The organism is Sulfuritortus calidifontis, assembly GCF_003967275.1.
Lineage (GTDB): Bacteria > Pseudomonadota > Gammaproteobacteria > Burkholderiales > Thiobacillaceae > Sulfuritortus > Sulfuritortus calidifontis.
This window is the reverse complement of sequence record NZ_AP018721.1, coordinates 1,466,780-1,481,874: the sequence shown is the minus strand read 5'-3', so window position 1 is coordinate 1,481,874 and position 15,095 is coordinate 1,466,780. Positions and strand designations below refer to the sequence as shown.

The window sequence follows — 15,095 nt, the reverse complement described above, 5'->3', positions numbered from 1 at the left end:
GGATCCTGCAAAGGGCCACAAGGCAGAGGACGGAGCGATGCATAAAACATCCAAGATCAGCGGCTTGCTCGCTGCGTTATTGCTGGCATGGGGGCAGGCTGACGCCGCCGGCCTAGGCCGCCTGTCGGTGCAGTCGGCCCTGGGCCAGCCGCTCAAGGCCGAGATCGAGCTCTACTCGGTGACCAAGGAGGAGATGCAATCGATCAGCGCCAGGCTCGCCAGCGTCGACGCCTTCCGCCAGGCCCGCATCGAGCGCCTGGATGCCCTGAACAGCCTGCGCTTCAGCGTCGACACCAGGCCCAACGGCCAACCGATCATCCGCGTCAGCTCCAGTGCGCCGATCACCGACCCCTTCCTCGATCTGCTGATCGAACTGAACTGGCCCTCCGGCCGCCTCTTGCGCGAATACACCCTGCTGCTGGATCCGCCGGCCGAGGCCAAGCCGGCGCCGGTCGAACGTGCCGCGCCGACACCGACCACGGCGCCTACCGTGAGCAAACCTGCCGCGGCGGAAAAAGCGGCCGAGGTCACCAAGCCCGCGGTCAAGGAAGAGGCGAAGCCGGCCAAGGCAGAAAAGCCGGCGGTTAAGGAATACGGTCCGGTGAAAAAAGGCGAGACCCTGCGCAGCATCGCCGGCAAGCTCAAACCGGAGGCGGCCACTATCGAACAGATGATGGTCGGTCTGTACCAGGCCAACAAGGAATCCTTCCTCGACGGCAATATGAATCGCTTGAAGAAGGGCGAGGTGCTCAAGGTACCCGAGCTCGAAAATCTGATGCTGGCGGCCAGCCCGAGCCATGCCCGGCAGATGGTGCAACAGCAGGCAGCCGAATGGCATGCCGCCCGCGCCCAGGCCCAGGCCCGCGAAGCCGCGCCGGAGCCGGCCAAGGACAAGGCCGCCGCCACCGGCAAGATCGAGGCCGCCAAGCCGGCCGCGCCAGTCGCTGCCCCGGCGCCGGCCAAGGACGTGCTCAAGCTGTCCAAGGGCGAGCCGGTCACCGCTGGCAAGGTGGACGCCAAGACCACCGAGCGCCTGCATGCGCTGGAAGAAGACCTGGCGGCCAAGAGCCGGGCCCTGAAAGAGGCCCAGGATCGCGTCGCCCAATTGGAAAAGACGGTGCAGGACCTGCAGCGCCTGATCGAGTTGAAGGCACAACAGCCTGTCGCCGCGCCGGTGCCCGACGCCAAGCCGGCCGAACCCCAGCCGCCTACCCCCGCCGTCGAAGCGGCCAAACCTGCCGCACCGGCACCCGCACCGGAAGCGAAACCCGAGCCCAAGCCGGAGCCGGGCCTGATCGATACCCTGCTGGCCAATCCGCTCTATCTGGGCGGCGGTCTGGCCGGCGTGCTCTTGCTCGCCCTGCTCGGCATTTCCATCGCGCGTCGGCGTCGCCAGCAAAATAAACCGGGTGATCTGGCCAGCCTGAATACCGGTTTGTTCGGTGCCACTGCCGGCCCGGCGGCGGCTGCCACTGCCGTCCCCACTGCAGCGCGGGCCGAAAGCAGCGTGCTGACCGATTTCAGCCGTTTGGGCCTGGGCGCAATCGATACCCAGGAGATCGACCCCATCGCCGAGGCCGAGGTCTACCTCGCCTACGGCAAGGATGCCCAGGCCGAAGAAATCCTGCGCGATGCCCTGAGCAAGAATCCGGGCCGCGAGGACATCCTGCTCAAACTGCTCGAGATCTATCACGGCCGCAAGGACACCGCGACCTTCGAGACCACCGCCCGCGACCTGCAGTCGGCCCTGGGTGGCGATACCGCTGCGCCATCCTGGACCAAGGCCGCCGGCATGGGGCGCGAGATCGACCCGGCCAACCCGCTTTATGCGGTGGCGGCGGTCGCGGCGGCGGCCAGCGTCCTGGACATGGAGATGCCAGCGGCCGAGGCGGCGGTGGAGATGCCGGCTGCCGAACCGGTTTCCGAGCCGGCGCCTTCCGTTCTACCCCCCGGCCTCGATTTCGAATTCACCATGACCCCGCCGGCCGCGGAGGCCGAGCCGGGCCCGTTCGATGCCATGCCCAGCCTGGATTTCAGCGCCGAGCTGGCACAGGCGCCTGAGGCGGTCGAAGCGACCGAGCCCGAACAGGTGGCCGAGCCCGACATGCTGCAGGCCCTGGAAGCCATGCCGGGCATGCCGGCGGAGCCGGAGGCGATCCCGGTCGAGGCCTTGGCCGAAGCGCCGGCCCCCAGCGTGGCATCTGAAATGACCCTGCCCGACCTCGATTTCGGCGACCTGAATCTGGAACTCGGGGAATCGGCCCCGCCGGCCGCGGAAGAACCGGCTGCCGCCGCACCTGAGGCGGCGCCCTCGGCCTTGCCCAACCTCGATTTCGGTGGACTCGATCTGGCGCTGGAGTCGGCGGAGCCGGCCGCAGAGCTTGCGCCCGCCGCTCAGGTTGAGCCCCAGACCCAGGCCGAACCGGCGCTCGAGATGCCGGCGCCGGCCGCCGCCGAGCCGGCGGCCGAGATGGAACTGCCAGACCTCGATTTCGGCAACCTGAACCTGAGCGAGGCCGAGGCCAGCGTGGCAGCCGAGCCCGAGCCGGTGGCCGAGACCCCGGCCGAGGCCCAGGACGAACTCTGGGCCGAGGTCAATACCAAGCTCGACCTGGCCCGTGCCTACATCGAGATGGGCGACAAGGAAGGGGCGCGCGAAATCCTGCAAGAGGTGCTGGCCGAAGGCAACAGCCAGCAGGCGGCCGAGGCCAACAAGCTCCTGTCCGAGGCGGTCTGAGCGCCATGAGCTGAAGCGCATGCATCCCGGCGCACGCATCCTCCTCGCCATCCTCTCAGCCCTGGCCCTGCCGGGGCTGAGTTTTTTCTACCTGGGCCTCATCAGCCTGCTGCTGGTCACCTTGTCGTTCTCCGACTTTGCGCGCCTGCTGCAATTGCTGCAACGCAGCCGCTGGCTGCTGCTCGGCATGGTCCTGGTCTATGCCTGGCAACTGCCGGGGGCGCCGCTGATCGAAGGCCTGACCTATAGTCCGAGCCGGGAAGGGGTGATCGCCGGTCTGATCCAGGCCTGGCGGCTGGCGGCGATGCTGCTCTTGATCGACCTCCTGATCCTGCGCCTGCCGGCCGACGCGCTGCTGGCGGGCATCGCCAGTTTGCTCTGGCCCCTGCGCGCCCTCGGCCTGCCGGCGGAACGCATCGCATTGCGCTTGGGCTTGACCTTGCATGCCCTGGGCAACCCCGTGCCCAGGCGCCGACGCCCCTTGGTCGATGCCGGCGCCGATGCCGAGGCGATGGCCCTAAACCTGCCGGACAGGCTGACGCTCAGCCTGCCGGCCTGGCGTCTGGCCGATGGCCTGATCCTGTCGCTGGCCGTGCTGGTCTTGGGGTCGCTATGGCTGGCCGCATAGCCCTCGGTCTCGAATACGACGGTCGCCTGTTCTGCGGCTGGCAGACCCAGCCCGGTGGCTGCGCGGTGCAGGACGCGTTGGAGGCGGCGCTGGCCGAAGTGCACGGCGCGCCGGTTTCGACCATTGTCGCCGGCCGCACCGATGCCGGCGTCCATGCGCTCAACCAGGTGGTCCACTTCGATGCGGTCAACGACCGACCCGAGAGCGCCTGGCTGCGCGGCACCAACGCCCTGCTGCCGCCGGGCGTCGCCGTGGTCTGGGCTAAGCAGGTGTCGGAGGAATTCAACGCCCGCTATGCCGCCCTGGAACGGGCCTATCGCTATGTCCTGCTCAATCACCCGGTGCGGCCGGCCTTGCTGGCCGGCAAGGTGGGTTGGGTGCATGCGCCGCTCGACCAGGCGAATATGGTCGAGGCGGCCGCGCATCTATTGGGCGAACATGACTTTTCCGCCTTCCGCGCCGCCGAGTGCCAGGCCAAGTCGCCGGTGCGCCAGCTGCGCGAGCTGAACGTCGTTCGCCATGGCGATTTCTTCGTCCTGGAATTCAGGGCCAATGCCTTCTTGCATCATCAGGTGCGCAACATGGTCGGCGCCCTGGTCTGGGTCGGCCTCGGCCGGCGCTCGCCAGCATGGGTCAAGGAAGTGCTCGAATCGCGCGACCGCAGCCAGGCCGCGGCCACCTTCGCGGCCGACGGCCTATACCTGAGTGCAGTGCGCTACGACCCGAAGTGGGGCCTGCCGGCCACGGTCGATCGCTCCGGCTGGGCATTTGCCGGCGCGGCTGGCATCATGCCGTCTTTCTGAGTCTGGCTTTTCCCCATGGGTCACACCCGCATCAAAATCTGCGGCATCACCCGCATCGAGGACGGCCTGGCCGCCGCGCAAGCGGGGGCCGATGCCATCGGCCTGGTCTTCTACGGCAAGAGTCCGCGCAATGTCGCCTTCGCCCGGGCGCGGGCCATCGCCGACGCCTTGCCGCCCTTCGTCACCACCGTGGCCCTGTTCGTCGATCCGACGGCGGCCGAGGTCGAGGCGGCGATCCAGGCCGTGCAGCCCGATCTGCTGCAATTTCATGGCGACGAATCCCCCGAGTTCTGCCGCGGCTTCAACCGGCCTTACCTCAAGGCCGTGCGGGTGAGGCCGGGGCTGGATTTGCTACAATACGCGGCCCGATTTGCCCAGGCCCGCGGGCTTTTGCTCGATGCCTTCGTCGAGGGCGAGGCGGGCGGCACCGGCCGGCGGTTCGACTGGGGACTGATCCCGAAAGAGTTGCCCAAGCCGGTGGTCCTGGCCGGCGGGCTGGAGCCGGCCAACGTGGCCGAGGCCGTCCGCGCCGTGCGGCCCTGGGCGGTGGATGTGTCGAGCGGGGTCGAGGCCGGCAAAGGTATTGATACCCTGAAGGGCATAAAGGATGCGGCGCGGATCGCGGCATTCGTTAACGAGGTCAAACGAGTCGATGTACAACTATCCCGATAAGGGCGGTCATTTCGGTCCCTACGGCGGCATCTACATGGCGGAGACGCTGATGCCGGCGGTCGATGAACTGCGCCGCCAGTACGAGCATTTCCGCGACGATCCCGAGTTCAAGGCCGAGTTCGAATACGAACTGAAGCACTACGTCGGCCGGCCCAGCCCGATCTATCACGCCAAGCGTCTGTCCGAGCATTTCGGCGGCGCCCAGATCTATCTCAAGCGCGAGGACCTCAACCACACCGGCGCGCACAAGATCAACAACGCCATCGGCCAGGCCCTGCTGGCCCGGCGCATGGGCAAGAAGCGGGTGATCGCCGAGACCGGCGCCGGCATGCACGGCGTGGCCACCGCCACCGTGGCCGCCCGCTTCGGCATGGAATGCGTCGTCTACATGGGGGCCGAGGACGTGCAGCGCCAGGCGCCCAACGTCTTCCGCATGAAGCTGCTCGGCGCCACCGTGGTGCCGGTGGAGAGCGGCTCGCGCACCCTGAAGGACGCCTGCAACGAGGCGATCCGCGACTGGGTGACCAACGTCGAGACCACCTTCTACATCTTCGGCACCGCCGCCGGCCCGCATCCGTATCCCATGCTGGTGCGCGACTTCCAGTGCGTGATCGGCAACGAGGCCAAGGTGCAGATGCAGGAGATGATCGGCCGCCAGCCGGATGCGGTGATCGCCTGCGTCGGCGGCGGGTCGAATGCGATTGGCATCTTCCACCCCTACATCGAGGTCGAGGGCGTCAAGCTGATCGGCGTCGAGGCCGGCGGCCACGGCGTCAATACCGGCCAGCATGCCGCGCCGCTCACCGGCAACGCCAAGGTCGGCGTGCTGCACGGCAACAAGGTCTATCTGATGCAGGACGAGAACGGCCAGATCGTCGAGACCCATTCCATCTCGGCCGGCCTCGACTACCCCGGCGTCGGCCCCGAGCACTGCCTGCTCAAGGACCTGCACCGCGCCGAATACGTGGCGATCAACGACGACGAGGCCATCGCCGCCTTCGATGCCCTGTGCCGCTTCGAGGGCATCATCCCCGCCCTGGAATCCAGCCACGCCCTGGCCCACGCGCTCAAGATCGCGCCGACCCTGGGCAAGGACAAGGTGCTGCTGGTCAACCTCTCCGGTCGCGGCGACAAGGACATGAACACGGTGGCCCGGATCAAGGGGATCACCCTATGAGCCGCATCAAGGCCGTTTTCGACAAGCTCAAGGGCCAGCAGCGCAAGGCGCTGATCCCCTTCATCACCGCCGGCGACCCCAGCCCGGAGCTGACCGTGCCCTTGTTGCATGCCCTGGTCGAGGCCGGGGCCGACGTGCTGGAGCTGGGCGTACCGTTCTCCGACCCGATGGCGGACGGCCCGACCATCCAGCGCGCCTCCGAGCGGGCCCTGAAAAACGGCGTGACCCTGCGCGCCGTGCTGACCATGGTGGCCGAGTTCCGCAAGCGGGATGCCGACACTCCCGTGGTGCTGATGGGCTATGGCAACCCGATCGAGGCCATGGGCTGGGAGCTGTTCGCCCAGCGTGCCGCCGAGGCCGGCGTCGATGGCGTGCTGACCGTGGACTTCCCGCCGGAGGAGAGCCACGAGGCCTTCGGCCACCTGGAGAAGCACGGGCTCGATCCGATCTTCCTGCTGGCGCCGACCACGGTCGATGAGCGCATCGCCGAGGTGGCCAAGCTCGCCCGCGGCTATGTCTATTACGTCTCGCTCAAGGGCGTGACCGGCGCCGGCAATCTCGATCTGTCCGCGGTCGGGCAGAAGCTGCCGGCCTTGAAAAAGCACATCGCCCTGCCCATCGGCGTCGGCTTCGGCATCCGCGATGCCGAGACCGCGCGCCGCGTGGCCGACCTGGCCGATGCCGTGGTGATCGGCAGCCGCATCGTGCAGGAGATCGAACAGTCGCCGCGCGAGCGCGTGGTCGACAACGTCAAGCAATTCGTCGCCGGCGTGCGCGCCGCGCTGGACAAGAAATAACCCACCCGAGGTGACCCCATGAGCTGGTTCCAGAAGATTATCCCGCCCAAGATCAAGCGCCGCGCCGAATCGCGCAAGACCATGCCCGAGGGCCTGTGGAGCAAGTGCCCGAGTTGCGAGGCGGTGTTGTACACGGCCGATCTCGACAACAACATGCAGGTCTGCCCCAAGTGCAACCACCACAACCGGATCGGCGCCCGCCAGCGCCTGGGCCTGTTCTTCGACGAGGACACCGGCAGCGAGATCGCCGGCAACGTGCTGCCGGTCGATACCCTGAAGTTCAAGGACAGCAAGAAGTACGCCGACCGTCTGGAAGATGCGACCAAGGAGACCAAGGAGACCGATGCCCTGGTGGTGATGGAAGGCAAGGTCGAGGGGGTGCCCATGGTCGCCGCCGCCTTCGAGTTCCGCTTCATGGGCGGTTCCATGGGCTCGGTGGTGGGCGAGCGCTTCGTGCGTGGGGTCGAGGCGGCGATCAAGGGCAAGAAGCCCTTCGTCTGCTTCTCCGCCAGCGGTGGCGCCCGCATGCAGGAGGGTCTGCTCTCCCTGATGCAGATGGCCAAGACCAGCGCCGCGCTGACCCAGCTGGCCGCGCACCGCCTGCCGTTCATCTCGGTGCTGACCGACCCGACCATGGGCGGCGTCTCGGCCAGCTTCGCCACCCTGGGCGATGTCATCATCGCCGAGCCCAATGCCCTGATCGGTTTCGCCGGCCCCCGGGTGATCGAGCAGACCGTGCGCGAGAAACTGCCGGAAGGCTTCCAGCGCGCGGAATTCCTGCTCGAACACGGCGCCATCGACCTCATCTCGGACCGGCGTGAACTGCGCCAGAACATCGCCAGGCTGTGCACGGCGATGATGCGCAAACCGGCGCCGAAGAACTGATCCTCCGCCGTCTTTGAGCCCGCCCCATACGCTTTTCGAGTGGCTGGCGCTGCTCGAGACGCGGCATCCCAAAGCCATCGATCTCGGGCTTGACCGCGTGCGCGCGGTCAAGGACCGCCTGGGCCTGCAGCCCGCCTGTTCGGTGATCACCGTGGCCGGCACCAACGGCAAGGGCTCGGTCTGCGCCTATCTCGAGGCCATGCTCAGCGCCGCCGGCTACCAGGTCGGCTGCTACACCTCGCCGCATCTCTTGCGCTACAACGAGCGCGTGCGCATCGGCCGCCGGGAGGCGAGCGACGCCGACCTCGTCGCCGCCTTCGACGCCGTCGAGCAGGCGAGGGGAGGGACCTCGCTCACCTATTTCGAGCAGGGCACCCTGGCGGCGGTATGGCTATTCCAGCGGCAGGACGTCGACGTCATGGTGCTGGAGGTGGGCCTGGGCGGCCGGCTCGATGCCGTGAACCTGTGGGATGCGGACTGTGCCGTGGTCACCGCCATCGACCTCGACCACCAGGATTACCTGGGCCCCGACCGCGAGAGCATCGGCTTCGAGAAGGCCGGCATCTTTCGCCCCGGCCGGCCCGCCGTTTGCGGCGACCCGAACCCCCCGCGCAGCCTACTTGACCATGCCGCCCGGCTGGGTACACCTCTGCTGCGCCTGGGCCGGGAGATTCGCCACGAGCAGGGCGGGGCGCACTGGCGCTGCCAGGTCGGCGAGACCGCCTATGCCGAACTGCCGCGGCCGGCCATGGCGGGGCGGCACCAGTTCGACAATGCCGCCGCCGCCGTCGCCGCCCTCGACTGCCTGCGCGCTCGCCTGCCGGTCGGCAGCGCGGCCATGCGCCAGGGCCTGGCCGAGGCCAGGCAGCCAGGCCGCTTCCAGCAGATTGGTGAACGACCGCGCCGCATCCTCGATGTCGCCCACAATCGCCAGTCCGCCCGCAGCCTGGCCGAGAACCTGAGGCATCTGCCCGATGTGGGCACGGTGCATGCCGTGTTCGCCATGCTCGGCGACAAGGACATCGCCGCCGTTGTGGCCGAATTGCGGGACGTGATCGGGCACTGGCACATCGCCGGCTTGGCCGTGCCACGCGGCGCCGATGCCGAGACCCTGGGCCGCGTGTTGCAGGCGGCAGGGCTAGCCTACACGCAGCACGCCGATCTCGCCGCGGCCTGGCGGGCCGCCTGTGAAGCGGCAGGGCCGGCTGATACAATTGCGGCCTTCGGTTCCTTTTATACCGTTGCCGAGATCATGTCCCTGCCCGAGGATTTGCGCTGATGAGTTCCAGTCCCCCGTCCCCCGAAGAACTCGATCTCCGCCGTCGTGCCCGGCGTCGCCTCATCGGGGCCGTCGCCCTGGCCCTGATCACCATCGTGGTCCTGCCCATGCTGTTCGAGCCCGAGCCCAAGCCGCTCGGCAACGATGTCGACATCCGCATCCCCGGTCAGGACACGCCGTTCCAGACGCCGGTGGCGCCGCCTGCCGTGGAAAGCACCGCGCCAGACGCCGTCGTAGCGCCGCAGCCCGCGCCCGTTGCGGAACAGAAACCGGCACCCGAGCCGCAGGCCGCGGCCAAGGCGGAACCGGCCAAGACTGAATCCGCCAAGACCGCATCCGCGAAGCCCGAGCCGGCCAAGACCGAGACCAAGCCGGCGGCAGAGAAGCCGGCCATGAAGGAAGAAACCAAGAAAGAGGCCGCCAAGCCGGGCTATTTCGTCCAGGTCGGCGTCTTCAGCAGCGAACAGAATGCCAAGCAGGTGGTCGAGAAACTCGGCAAGGCCGGGTTCAAGGCGAAGATCGTGAGCGTTTCCGGCCAGAGCCGGGTCCGGCTGGGGCCCTATGCCGACAAGCAGCAGGCGCAAGAGGTACAGGCTAAACTGAAGGCGAAAGGCTTCACCCCCGTCCTGATCGCACCATGACGGTGATCGATCTGATCGCGCTGGCGATCGTCGCCTTGTCCTGCGTGCTGGGGCTGATGCGCGGCTTCGTCCGCGAGGCGATGTCGCTGGCGGGCTGGTTGCTCGCCTTCTATGGCGCGCGGACCTTCGCGCCCGAGGTCGGCGCCGTGTTGCCTGGCATCGAGAGCGCCAGCCTGCGCTATGCCGCGGCCCTGGTGCTGATATTCGTGGCGGTGCTGCTGGCGGTCAGCCTGGCCTCGATGCTGCTGCGCGGCATGGTCAACCTGGCCGGCCTCGGCGCCTACGACAAGGCGGTCGGCGTGGTCTTTGGCCTGGCCCGGGCGCTGCTGGTGCTGCTGCTGCTCACCGTGGTGGTGGGCCTGAGCGCCTTGCCCAAGACCCAGGCCTGGCAGGGCTCCTGGAGCCACACCTGGCTGGAGTCGGCCGTGTTGTATTTGAAACCTTGCTTGCCGCAGGATTTGGCGGCGCTGATTCAGTTCCACTAGGAGTTTGCCATGTGCGGGATCCTCGGGGTCGTTTCCCACCAGCCCGTGAACCAGTTGTTGTACGACGGTCTGCAGCTGCTCCAGCATCGCGGCCAGGATGCGGCGGGCATCGTCACCGTCGACGGCAGCATGTTCCACATGCACAAGAACAGCGGCATGGTGCGCGACGTCTTCCGCACCCGCGACATGCGCAACCTCATGGGCAATGCCGGCATCGCCCACGTCCGCTACCCGACCGCAGGCAGCGCCGACAGCTCGGCCGAATCGCAGCCGTTCTACGTCAACTCGCCGTTCGGCATCGTGCTCGGCCACAACGGCAACCTGACCAATACCGAGCAGCTGCAGGAGGAGCTGTTCCGCCAGGACCTGCGCCACGTCAACACCGGCTCCGACTCCGAGGTGCTGCTCAACGTCCTGGCCCATGAGCTGAACGCCGCGGTGAAGGATCACCGCATTACCGCCGAGGCGGTGTTCCAGGCGGTGTCCGGCGTGCACCGCCGCTGCAAGGGCGCCTATGCGGTGGTCGCCATGATCGCCGGCTTCGGCTTGCTGGCCTTCCGCGACCCCAACGGCATCCGGCCGCTGGTCTTCGGCAAGCAGGAGAGCGAGGCCGGCACCGAGTGGTTGGTCGCCTCCGAGAGCGTCGCCCTCGATGCCCTGGGCTTCAGCACGGTGCGTGACGTCGAGCCGGGCGAGGCTATCCTGATCACGCTCGATGGCCAGTTCAGCCAGTGCAAGTGCATCGAGCAACCGCATTTCACGCCCTGCATCTTCGAATACGTCTATTTCGCCCGGCCCGATTCGGTAATCGACGGCATCTCGGTCTACGAGAGCCGGCTGCGCATGGGCGAGCGCCTGGCCGAGAAGATCAAGCGCCAGTTCAGCCACCTGGACATCGACGTGGTCATCCCCATCCCCGACACCAGCCGGCCCAGCGCCCTGCAGCTGGCCAATCGCCTGGGCATCGATTACCGCGAAGGCTTCATCAAGAACCGTTACATCGGTCGCACCTTCATCATGCCAGGTCAGAGCGTGCGCAAGAAATCGGTGCGCCAGAAGCTCAACGCCATGGCCATGGAGTTCAAGGGCAAGAACGTGCTGTTGGTCGATGACTCCATCGTGCGCGGCACCACCAGCCGCGAGATCATCCAGATGGCACGCGATGCCGGCGCCCGCGCGGTCTATTTCGCCTCGGCCAGCCCGCCGGTGCGCTTCCCCAACGTCTATGGCATCGACATGCCGACCCGGGCGGAGCTGCTCGCCACCGGCCGCAGCGACGAGGAGATCGCGCGCGAGATCGGAGCCGATGCCGTGATCTATCAGGATCTGCCCGATTTGATCGCCGCCGTGCAGCAGCTCAACCCGAAGATCAAGCAGTTCGATGCCTCCTGCTTCGACGGCAACTACGTCACCGGCGACATCACCGAGGACTATCTGGCGCGGCTGGAGGCCCAGCGCAGCGGGGTGACGCCGGTGGTGGCCGCACCGCCTACCCGGCAGATGCACCTGAACCTGAATGCCGCGTGAACGTTGACACGCCGGCAGGGCCGGAGTAGCTTTCAACTGGCGCCGATTTGAGCAACAGCTTGCGGGCGCGTTACAAATACCGCTAAAGCGTGGGAAAACCCGTTTTGGCAGCGCAAGCGCAAAACGGGTTTTTTGTTTTTGGGGAATGCCATGACTGAAGAATACGAACTCGAGACGCTGGCCGTGCGGGCCGGCATTGCGCGCAGCCAGTTCCACGAGCACTCCGAGGCGATGTTCCTGACCTCCAGCTTCGTGTTCGACAGCGCGGCCCAGGCCGCGGCGCGCTTCTCCGGGGCCGAGCCGGGCAACATCTACGCCCGCTTCACCAACCCCACGGTCACCATGTTCGAGCAGCGTCTGGCCGCGCTCGAAGGCGCCGAGCGCTGCGTCGCCTTCGCCTCCGGCATGGCCGCCATCCTCGGCAGCGTCATGGGCCTGATGAAGGCGGGCGAGCACATCGTCGCCTCGCGTTCCATCTTCGGCTCCACCGTGCAGCTGTTCTCCAACATCCTCGGCCGCTTCGGCATCGAGACCACCTATGTCTCGCCGACCGACCCCGAGGAATGGCGGCGCGCGGTCAAGCCCAACACCCGGCTGTTCTTCGTCGAGTCGCCGTCCAACCCGCTGACCGAGGTGAGCGACATCGCCGCCCTGGCCAAGATCGCCCACGAGTCCGGCGCCTGGCTGGCGGTGGACAACTGCTTCTGCTCGCCGGCCCTGCAGCAGCCCCTGAAGCTGGGTGCCGACATCATCATCCATTCGGCCACCAAGTATCTCGACGGCCAGGGCCGGGTGCTGGGCGGGGCGGTGCTGGGCAAGAAGGAGCTGATGGAAGGGGTCTACACCTTCCTGCGCACCGCCGGGCCCACCCTGTCCGCCTTCAATGCCTGGGTGCTGCTCAAGGGCCTGGAGACCCTGAGCCTGCGCATGGAGGCGCATTCGCGCCATGCCCTGGAACTGGCGACCTGGCTGGAGACCCACCCCAAGGTCACCCGCGTGCTCTATCCGGGGCTGCCCTCGCACCCGCAGCATGCATTGGCGATGAAACAGCAGAAAACCGGCGGCGGCATCGTCGCCTTCGAGGTGGTCGGCGGCAAGGACGCCGCCTGGCAGGTGATCGACTCGACCCGGCTGCTGTCGATCACGGCCAACCTGGGCGACGCCAAGACCACCATCACCCACCCGGCCAGCACCACCCACAGCCGGATGACCCCGGAGCAGCGGGCCGCGGCCGGCATCGGCGAGGGTCTGATCCGCATCGCGGTCGGCCTGGAGGCGGTGAGCGATCTCAAGGCCGACCTCGCCCGGGGCTTGGACCGGCTATGAGGTTCGCCTGGCTGTTGTTGGCCTTGCTGCCGGGCCTGGCCTTCGCCCGGCAGGCGACCGAGCTCCTGTTCGAGGACACCGAGCCGGGCGAGCCGCCCTATCTCAGTCGGGTGCTGATCCTGGGTGACAAGCTGCGACTGGATTACGGCCAGGATGCCGACAACTTCAGCCTCTACGACCGGCGCGCGCAGCGGCTTTACGTGGTGAGCCACGAGGTCGAGCGCATCACCGAGATCCCGGCCGGCAAGGCCCGGCTCAGGCTGCCCAAGGGCTGGCGCCTGACGCTGAGCAAGCAGGCGGGCGGCGCCGAACAGCACGTTCGGGTCAAGCTGAACGACAAGATTTGTCTGGAGTTGAAGGCGGTGCCGGGCCTGCTGCCCGAGGCCAGCCGCCTGCTCGGCGATCTGCGCCGTGCCCTGACGGCCAGTCAGGCCGCCGCCTGGAAAGCGACGCCGGCGGACCTGCGTGACCCCTGTTTTCTCGTGCTCGACGTCGTGCGTGCCGGCATCGAGTACGACTATGGGCTGCCGCTGTCGCTGCAATATGGCGATGGCCGCCGCCGCCTCTACCGCAGCCATGCCGAGCGCGAGGTGGCCGAGGAACTGTTCACGCTGCCGGCGCAGTATCAGCGCTTCGAGTGGACCGCGCCGCGTTGATCATCAACAAAGATACTTAATCGCTAAGGCCATTTCCCCTCCCAGTCTCCCCATAAATGCACCCTTGTATTGTGAACGAGTCGTTGCTGTACTCGGGCATGCCCGAGCGGGAAGGCCGGACGCTGTGTGCACCCTTGGGCATAAGGGGGAGGTGTGCCCCCTCCCCACGAGTGGGGAGGGTAGGGGTGGGGAGTATTTACCCCAGGCTGCAGGCGTTGCAGCCGTCGGCATCGCAACGCAGATAACCGCCACCCTCGTACCAATCCGGCAGCACCCAGCGCTCGCAGAGATGGCCGTCGATCTCGTGGAGATGGCGGGCCGGCCGGTGGGTGTGTCCATGGATCAGGCGCGGGTAGCCGTGCTCGCGCAAAGCGGCGGCGACCGCCTCCGGGTTCACGTCCATGAGCGCCATTTCCTTGGCCGCCTTTTCCCGCTCGCTCTGCGCCCGCATCTGCCTGGCCATTTCGCGTCGCTCGGCCAGCGGCTTGGCCAGAAACCCGGCCTGCCAGGCCGGCTCCCGCACCTGGCGGCGGAAGGCCTGATAGGCCGCGTCGTCGGTGCAGAAGCGGTCGCCGTGGGCGAGCAGGGTAGGGCTGCCGTAGAGGTCGATCAGGCTGGGGTCGGCCAGCAGCGTCGCCCCGCTGGCGCGGCAGAAGGCCTCGCCCAGCAGGAAATCGCGGTTGCCGTGCATGAGATAAAGCCGCACGCCGCGCTCGGCGAGTCGCTTCAGATCGTGGGCGATCCCGGCGTGGAAGGGCAGGGCCAGGTCGTCGTCGCCCACCCAGGCCTCGAAGAAGTCGCCCAGGATGTAGAGCGCCTGGGCCCGGGCCGCGGTTTCCTGCAGAAAACGCCGGAACAGGGCCACCGCCTGCGGCAGCTCGGGACTGAGATGCAGGTCGGAGATGAACAGGCTGTGGCCGGTGTCCGGCATGGCGCCGCGGGGTTCAGGCGGCCGGGGCGTCTTCGATCAGCTCGGCCCGCTCGATGATCACCGGCTCGACCGGCACGTCCTGATGGCCGGCGCGGTTGCCGGTCTGCACCTTCTTGATCCGGTCGACCACGTCGCGACCCTCGGTCACCTGGCCGAATACGCAATAGCCGTAGCCGCGCGGCGAGGGCTCGGTGAAGTCGAGGAAACCGTTGTCCTTCACGTTGATGAAGAACTGGGCGGTGGCCGAATGCGGGTTGGGCGTGCGGGCCATGGCGATGGTGTAGGCCATGTTGCGCAGGCCGTTGTGCGCCTCGTTCTGGATCGGGGCGCGGGTCTCTTTCTGCTCCATGTCGGCGGTGAAGCCGCCGCCCTGGATCATGAAGCCGTCGATCACCCGGTGGAAAATGGTGTTGTCGTAGAAGCCGTCGCGCACGTATTGCAGGAAGTTGGCCACGGTGTCCGGGGCCTTGGCGGCGTCGAGTTCGAGGGTGATGGTGCCGAAATTGGTGTGCAGTTTGACCATGGTGGTATTCCCGAAAAGAGAGGTGGAA

General features: G+C 67.4%; 15 protein-coding genes. 13 read left to right on the top strand and 2 right to left on the bottom strand.

Going from position 1 to position 15,095, the window contains the following annotated elements; genetic code table 11:
• Positions 1 to 37 precede the first annotated feature (37 nt).
• The 13 genes from EL388_RS07785 to EL388_RS07725 all read left to right on the top strand — a co-directional run bounded on the left by EL388_RS07785 (position 38) and on the right by EL388_RS07725 (position 13,613).
• The gene (locus EL388_RS07785) at positions 38 to 2,737 is read left to right on the top strand and encodes a motility hub landmark protein FimV (protein ID WP_165919097.1); all 2,700 of its coding nucleotides are present in this window, start codon (positions 38 to 40) and stop codon (positions 2,735 to 2,737) included.
• A gap of 19 nt (positions 2,738 to 2,756) precedes the next feature.
• Positions 2,757 to 3,365: a hypothetical protein gene (locus EL388_RS07780; protein WP_126461964.1), complete on the top strand. Its 609-nt coding sequence runs from the start codon at positions 2,757 to 2,759 to the stop codon at positions 3,363 to 3,365.
• Positions 3,350 to 4,168: a tRNA pseudouridine(38-40) synthase TruA gene (gene truA / locus EL388_RS07775; protein ID WP_126461963.1), complete on the top strand. Its 819-nt coding sequence runs from the start codon at positions 3,350 to 3,352 to the stop codon at positions 4,166 to 4,168. The genes EL388_RS07780 and truA overlap by 16 nt, the downstream gene beginning before the upstream one ends.
• A gap of 15 nt (positions 4,169 to 4,183) precedes the next feature.
• Positions 4,184 to 4,840, top strand: a complete 657-nt coding sequence (locus EL388_RS07770) for a phosphoribosylanthranilate isomerase (RefSeq protein WP_126461960.1) — start codon at positions 4,184 to 4,186, stop codon at positions 4,838 to 4,840.
• The gene (gene trpB / locus EL388_RS07765) at positions 4,821 to 6,017 is read left to right on the top strand and encodes a tryptophan synthase subunit beta (RefSeq protein WP_126461957.1); all 1,197 of its coding nucleotides are present in this window, start codon (positions 4,821 to 4,823) and stop codon (positions 6,015 to 6,017) included. The genes EL388_RS07770 and trpB overlap by 20 nt, the downstream gene beginning before the upstream one ends.
• Positions 6,014 to 6,814 carry a tryptophan synthase subunit alpha gene (trpA, locus tag EL388_RS07760; protein WP_126461954.1) on the top strand — a complete coding sequence of 267 codons (801 nt, stop codon included), beginning with the start codon at positions 6,014 to 6,016 and terminating at the stop codon, positions 6,812 to 6,814. Before trpB ends, trpA begins: the two co-directional genes overlap by 4 nt.
• A gap of 18 nt (positions 6,815 to 6,832) precedes the next feature.
• Positions 6,833 to 7,699, top strand: a complete 867-nt coding sequence (accD, locus tag EL388_RS07755; protein ID WP_126461951.1) for an acetyl-CoA carboxylase, carboxyltransferase subunit beta — start codon at positions 6,833 to 6,835, stop codon at positions 7,697 to 7,699.
• A 13-nt stretch (positions 7,700 to 7,712) separates the two neighbouring features.
• A complete protein-coding gene (gene folC / locus EL388_RS07750) occupies positions 7,713 to 8,978 on the top strand; it encodes a bifunctional tetrahydrofolate synthase/dihydrofolate synthase (RefSeq protein WP_126461948.1) in 1,266 nt (421 codons plus the stop codon).
• Positions 8,978 to 9,619 (top strand): SPOR domain-containing protein, encoded by a 642-nt coding sequence (locus EL388_RS07745; RefSeq protein ID WP_126461944.1) that lies wholly within the window; start codon positions 8,978 to 8,980, stop codon positions 9,617 to 9,619. The genes folC and EL388_RS07745 overlap by 1 nt, the downstream gene beginning before the upstream one ends.
• Positions 9,616 to 10,104, top strand: coding sequence for a CvpA family protein (locus EL388_RS07740; RefSeq protein ID WP_126461941.1), 489 nt, complete (start codon positions 9,616 to 9,618; stop codon positions 10,102 to 10,104). Before EL388_RS07745 ends, EL388_RS07740 begins: the two co-directional genes overlap by 4 nt.
• A 9-nt stretch (positions 10,105 to 10,113) precedes the next feature.
• Positions 10,114 to 11,631 (top strand): amidophosphoribosyltransferase, encoded by a 1,518-nt coding sequence (gene purF / locus EL388_RS07735; protein WP_126461938.1) that lies wholly within the window; start codon positions 10,114 to 10,116, stop codon positions 11,629 to 11,631.
• A gap of 150 nt (positions 11,632 to 11,781) precedes the next feature.
• On the top strand, positions 11,782 to 12,957 hold the full coding sequence (locus tag EL388_RS07730; RefSeq protein ID WP_126461935.1) for an O-succinylhomoserine sulfhydrylase: 1,176 nt from the start codon (positions 11,782 to 11,784) through the stop codon (positions 12,955 to 12,957).
• The gene (locus EL388_RS07725) at positions 12,954 to 13,613 is read left to right on the top strand and encodes a hypothetical protein (RefSeq protein WP_126461932.1); all 660 of its coding nucleotides are present in this window, start codon (positions 12,954 to 12,956) and stop codon (positions 13,611 to 13,613) included. Before EL388_RS07730 ends, EL388_RS07725 begins: the two co-directional genes overlap by 4 nt.
• A 196-nt stretch (positions 13,614 to 13,809) precedes the next feature.
• Here the strand turns inward: EL388_RS07725 and EL388_RS07720 are convergent, their stop codons facing one another.
• Together EL388_RS07720 and EL388_RS07715 are read right to left on the bottom strand one after the other, a co-directional pair.
• Entirely contained in the window at positions 13,810 to 14,544 is a 735-nt protein-coding gene (locus tag EL388_RS07720) for a UDP-2,3-diacylglucosamine diphosphatase (protein WP_126461929.1), read from the bottom strand.
• Positions 14,545 to 14,557: 13 nt separating this feature from the next.
• Positions 14,558 to 15,067, bottom strand: coding sequence for a peptidylprolyl isomerase (locus EL388_RS07715; protein WP_126461926.1), 510 nt, complete (start codon positions 15,065 to 15,067; stop codon positions 14,558 to 14,560).
• Between the last annotated feature and the right edge of the window lie 28 nt (positions 15,068 to 15,095).

Excerpts from the sequence above, each read along its gene's own strand:
- truA (WP_126461963.1), top strand. The coding sequence starts at position 3,350 with ATGGCTGGCCGCATAGCCCTCGGTCTCGAATACGACGGTCGCCTGTTC.
- EL388_RS07715 (WP_126461926.1), bottom strand. The coding sequence starts at position 15,067 with ATGGTCAAACTGCACACCAATTTCGGCACCATCACCCTCGAACTCGAC.
- EL388_RS07780 (WP_126461964.1), top strand. The coding sequence starts at position 2,757 with ATGCATCCCGGCGCACGCATCCTCCTCGCCATCCTCTCAGCCCTGGCC.
- accD (WP_126461951.1), top strand. The coding sequence starts at position 6,833 with ATGAGCTGGTTCCAGAAGATTATCCCGCCCAAGATCAAGCGCCGCGCC.
- EL388_RS07740 (WP_126461941.1), top strand. The coding sequence starts at position 9,616 with ATGACGGTGATCGATCTGATCGCGCTGGCGATCGTCGCCTTGTCCTGC.
- EL388_RS07720 (WP_126461929.1), bottom strand. The coding sequence starts at position 14,544 with ATGCCGGACACCGGCCACAGCCTGTTCATCTCCGACCTGCATCTCAGT.
- trpA (WP_126461954.1), top strand. The coding sequence starts at position 6,014 with ATGAGCCGCATCAAGGCCGTTTTCGACAAGCTCAAGGGCCAGCAGCGC.
- EL388_RS07785 (WP_165919097.1), top strand. The coding sequence starts at position 38 with ATGCATAAAACATCCAAGATCAGCGGCTTGCTCGCTGCGTTATTGCTG.
- purF (WP_126461938.1), top strand. The coding sequence starts at position 10,114 with ATGTGCGGGATCCTCGGGGTCGTTTCCCACCAGCCCGTGAACCAGTTG.
- EL388_RS07745 (WP_126461944.1), top strand. The coding sequence starts at position 8,978 with ATGAGTTCCAGTCCCCCGTCCCCCGAAGAACTCGATCTCCGCCGTCGT.
- EL388_RS07730 (WP_126461935.1), top strand. The coding sequence starts at position 11,782 with ATGACTGAAGAATACGAACTCGAGACGCTGGCCGTGCGGGCCGGCATT.
- trpB (WP_126461957.1), top strand. The coding sequence starts at position 4,821 with ATGTACAACTATCCCGATAAGGGCGGTCATTTCGGTCCCTACGGCGGC.
- EL388_RS07725 (WP_126461932.1), top strand. The coding sequence starts at position 12,954 with ATGAGGTTCGCCTGGCTGTTGTTGGCCTTGCTGCCGGGCCTGGCCTTC.
- EL388_RS07770 (WP_126461960.1), top strand. The coding sequence starts at position 4,184 with ATGGGTCACACCCGCATCAAAATCTGCGGCATCACCCGCATCGAGGAC.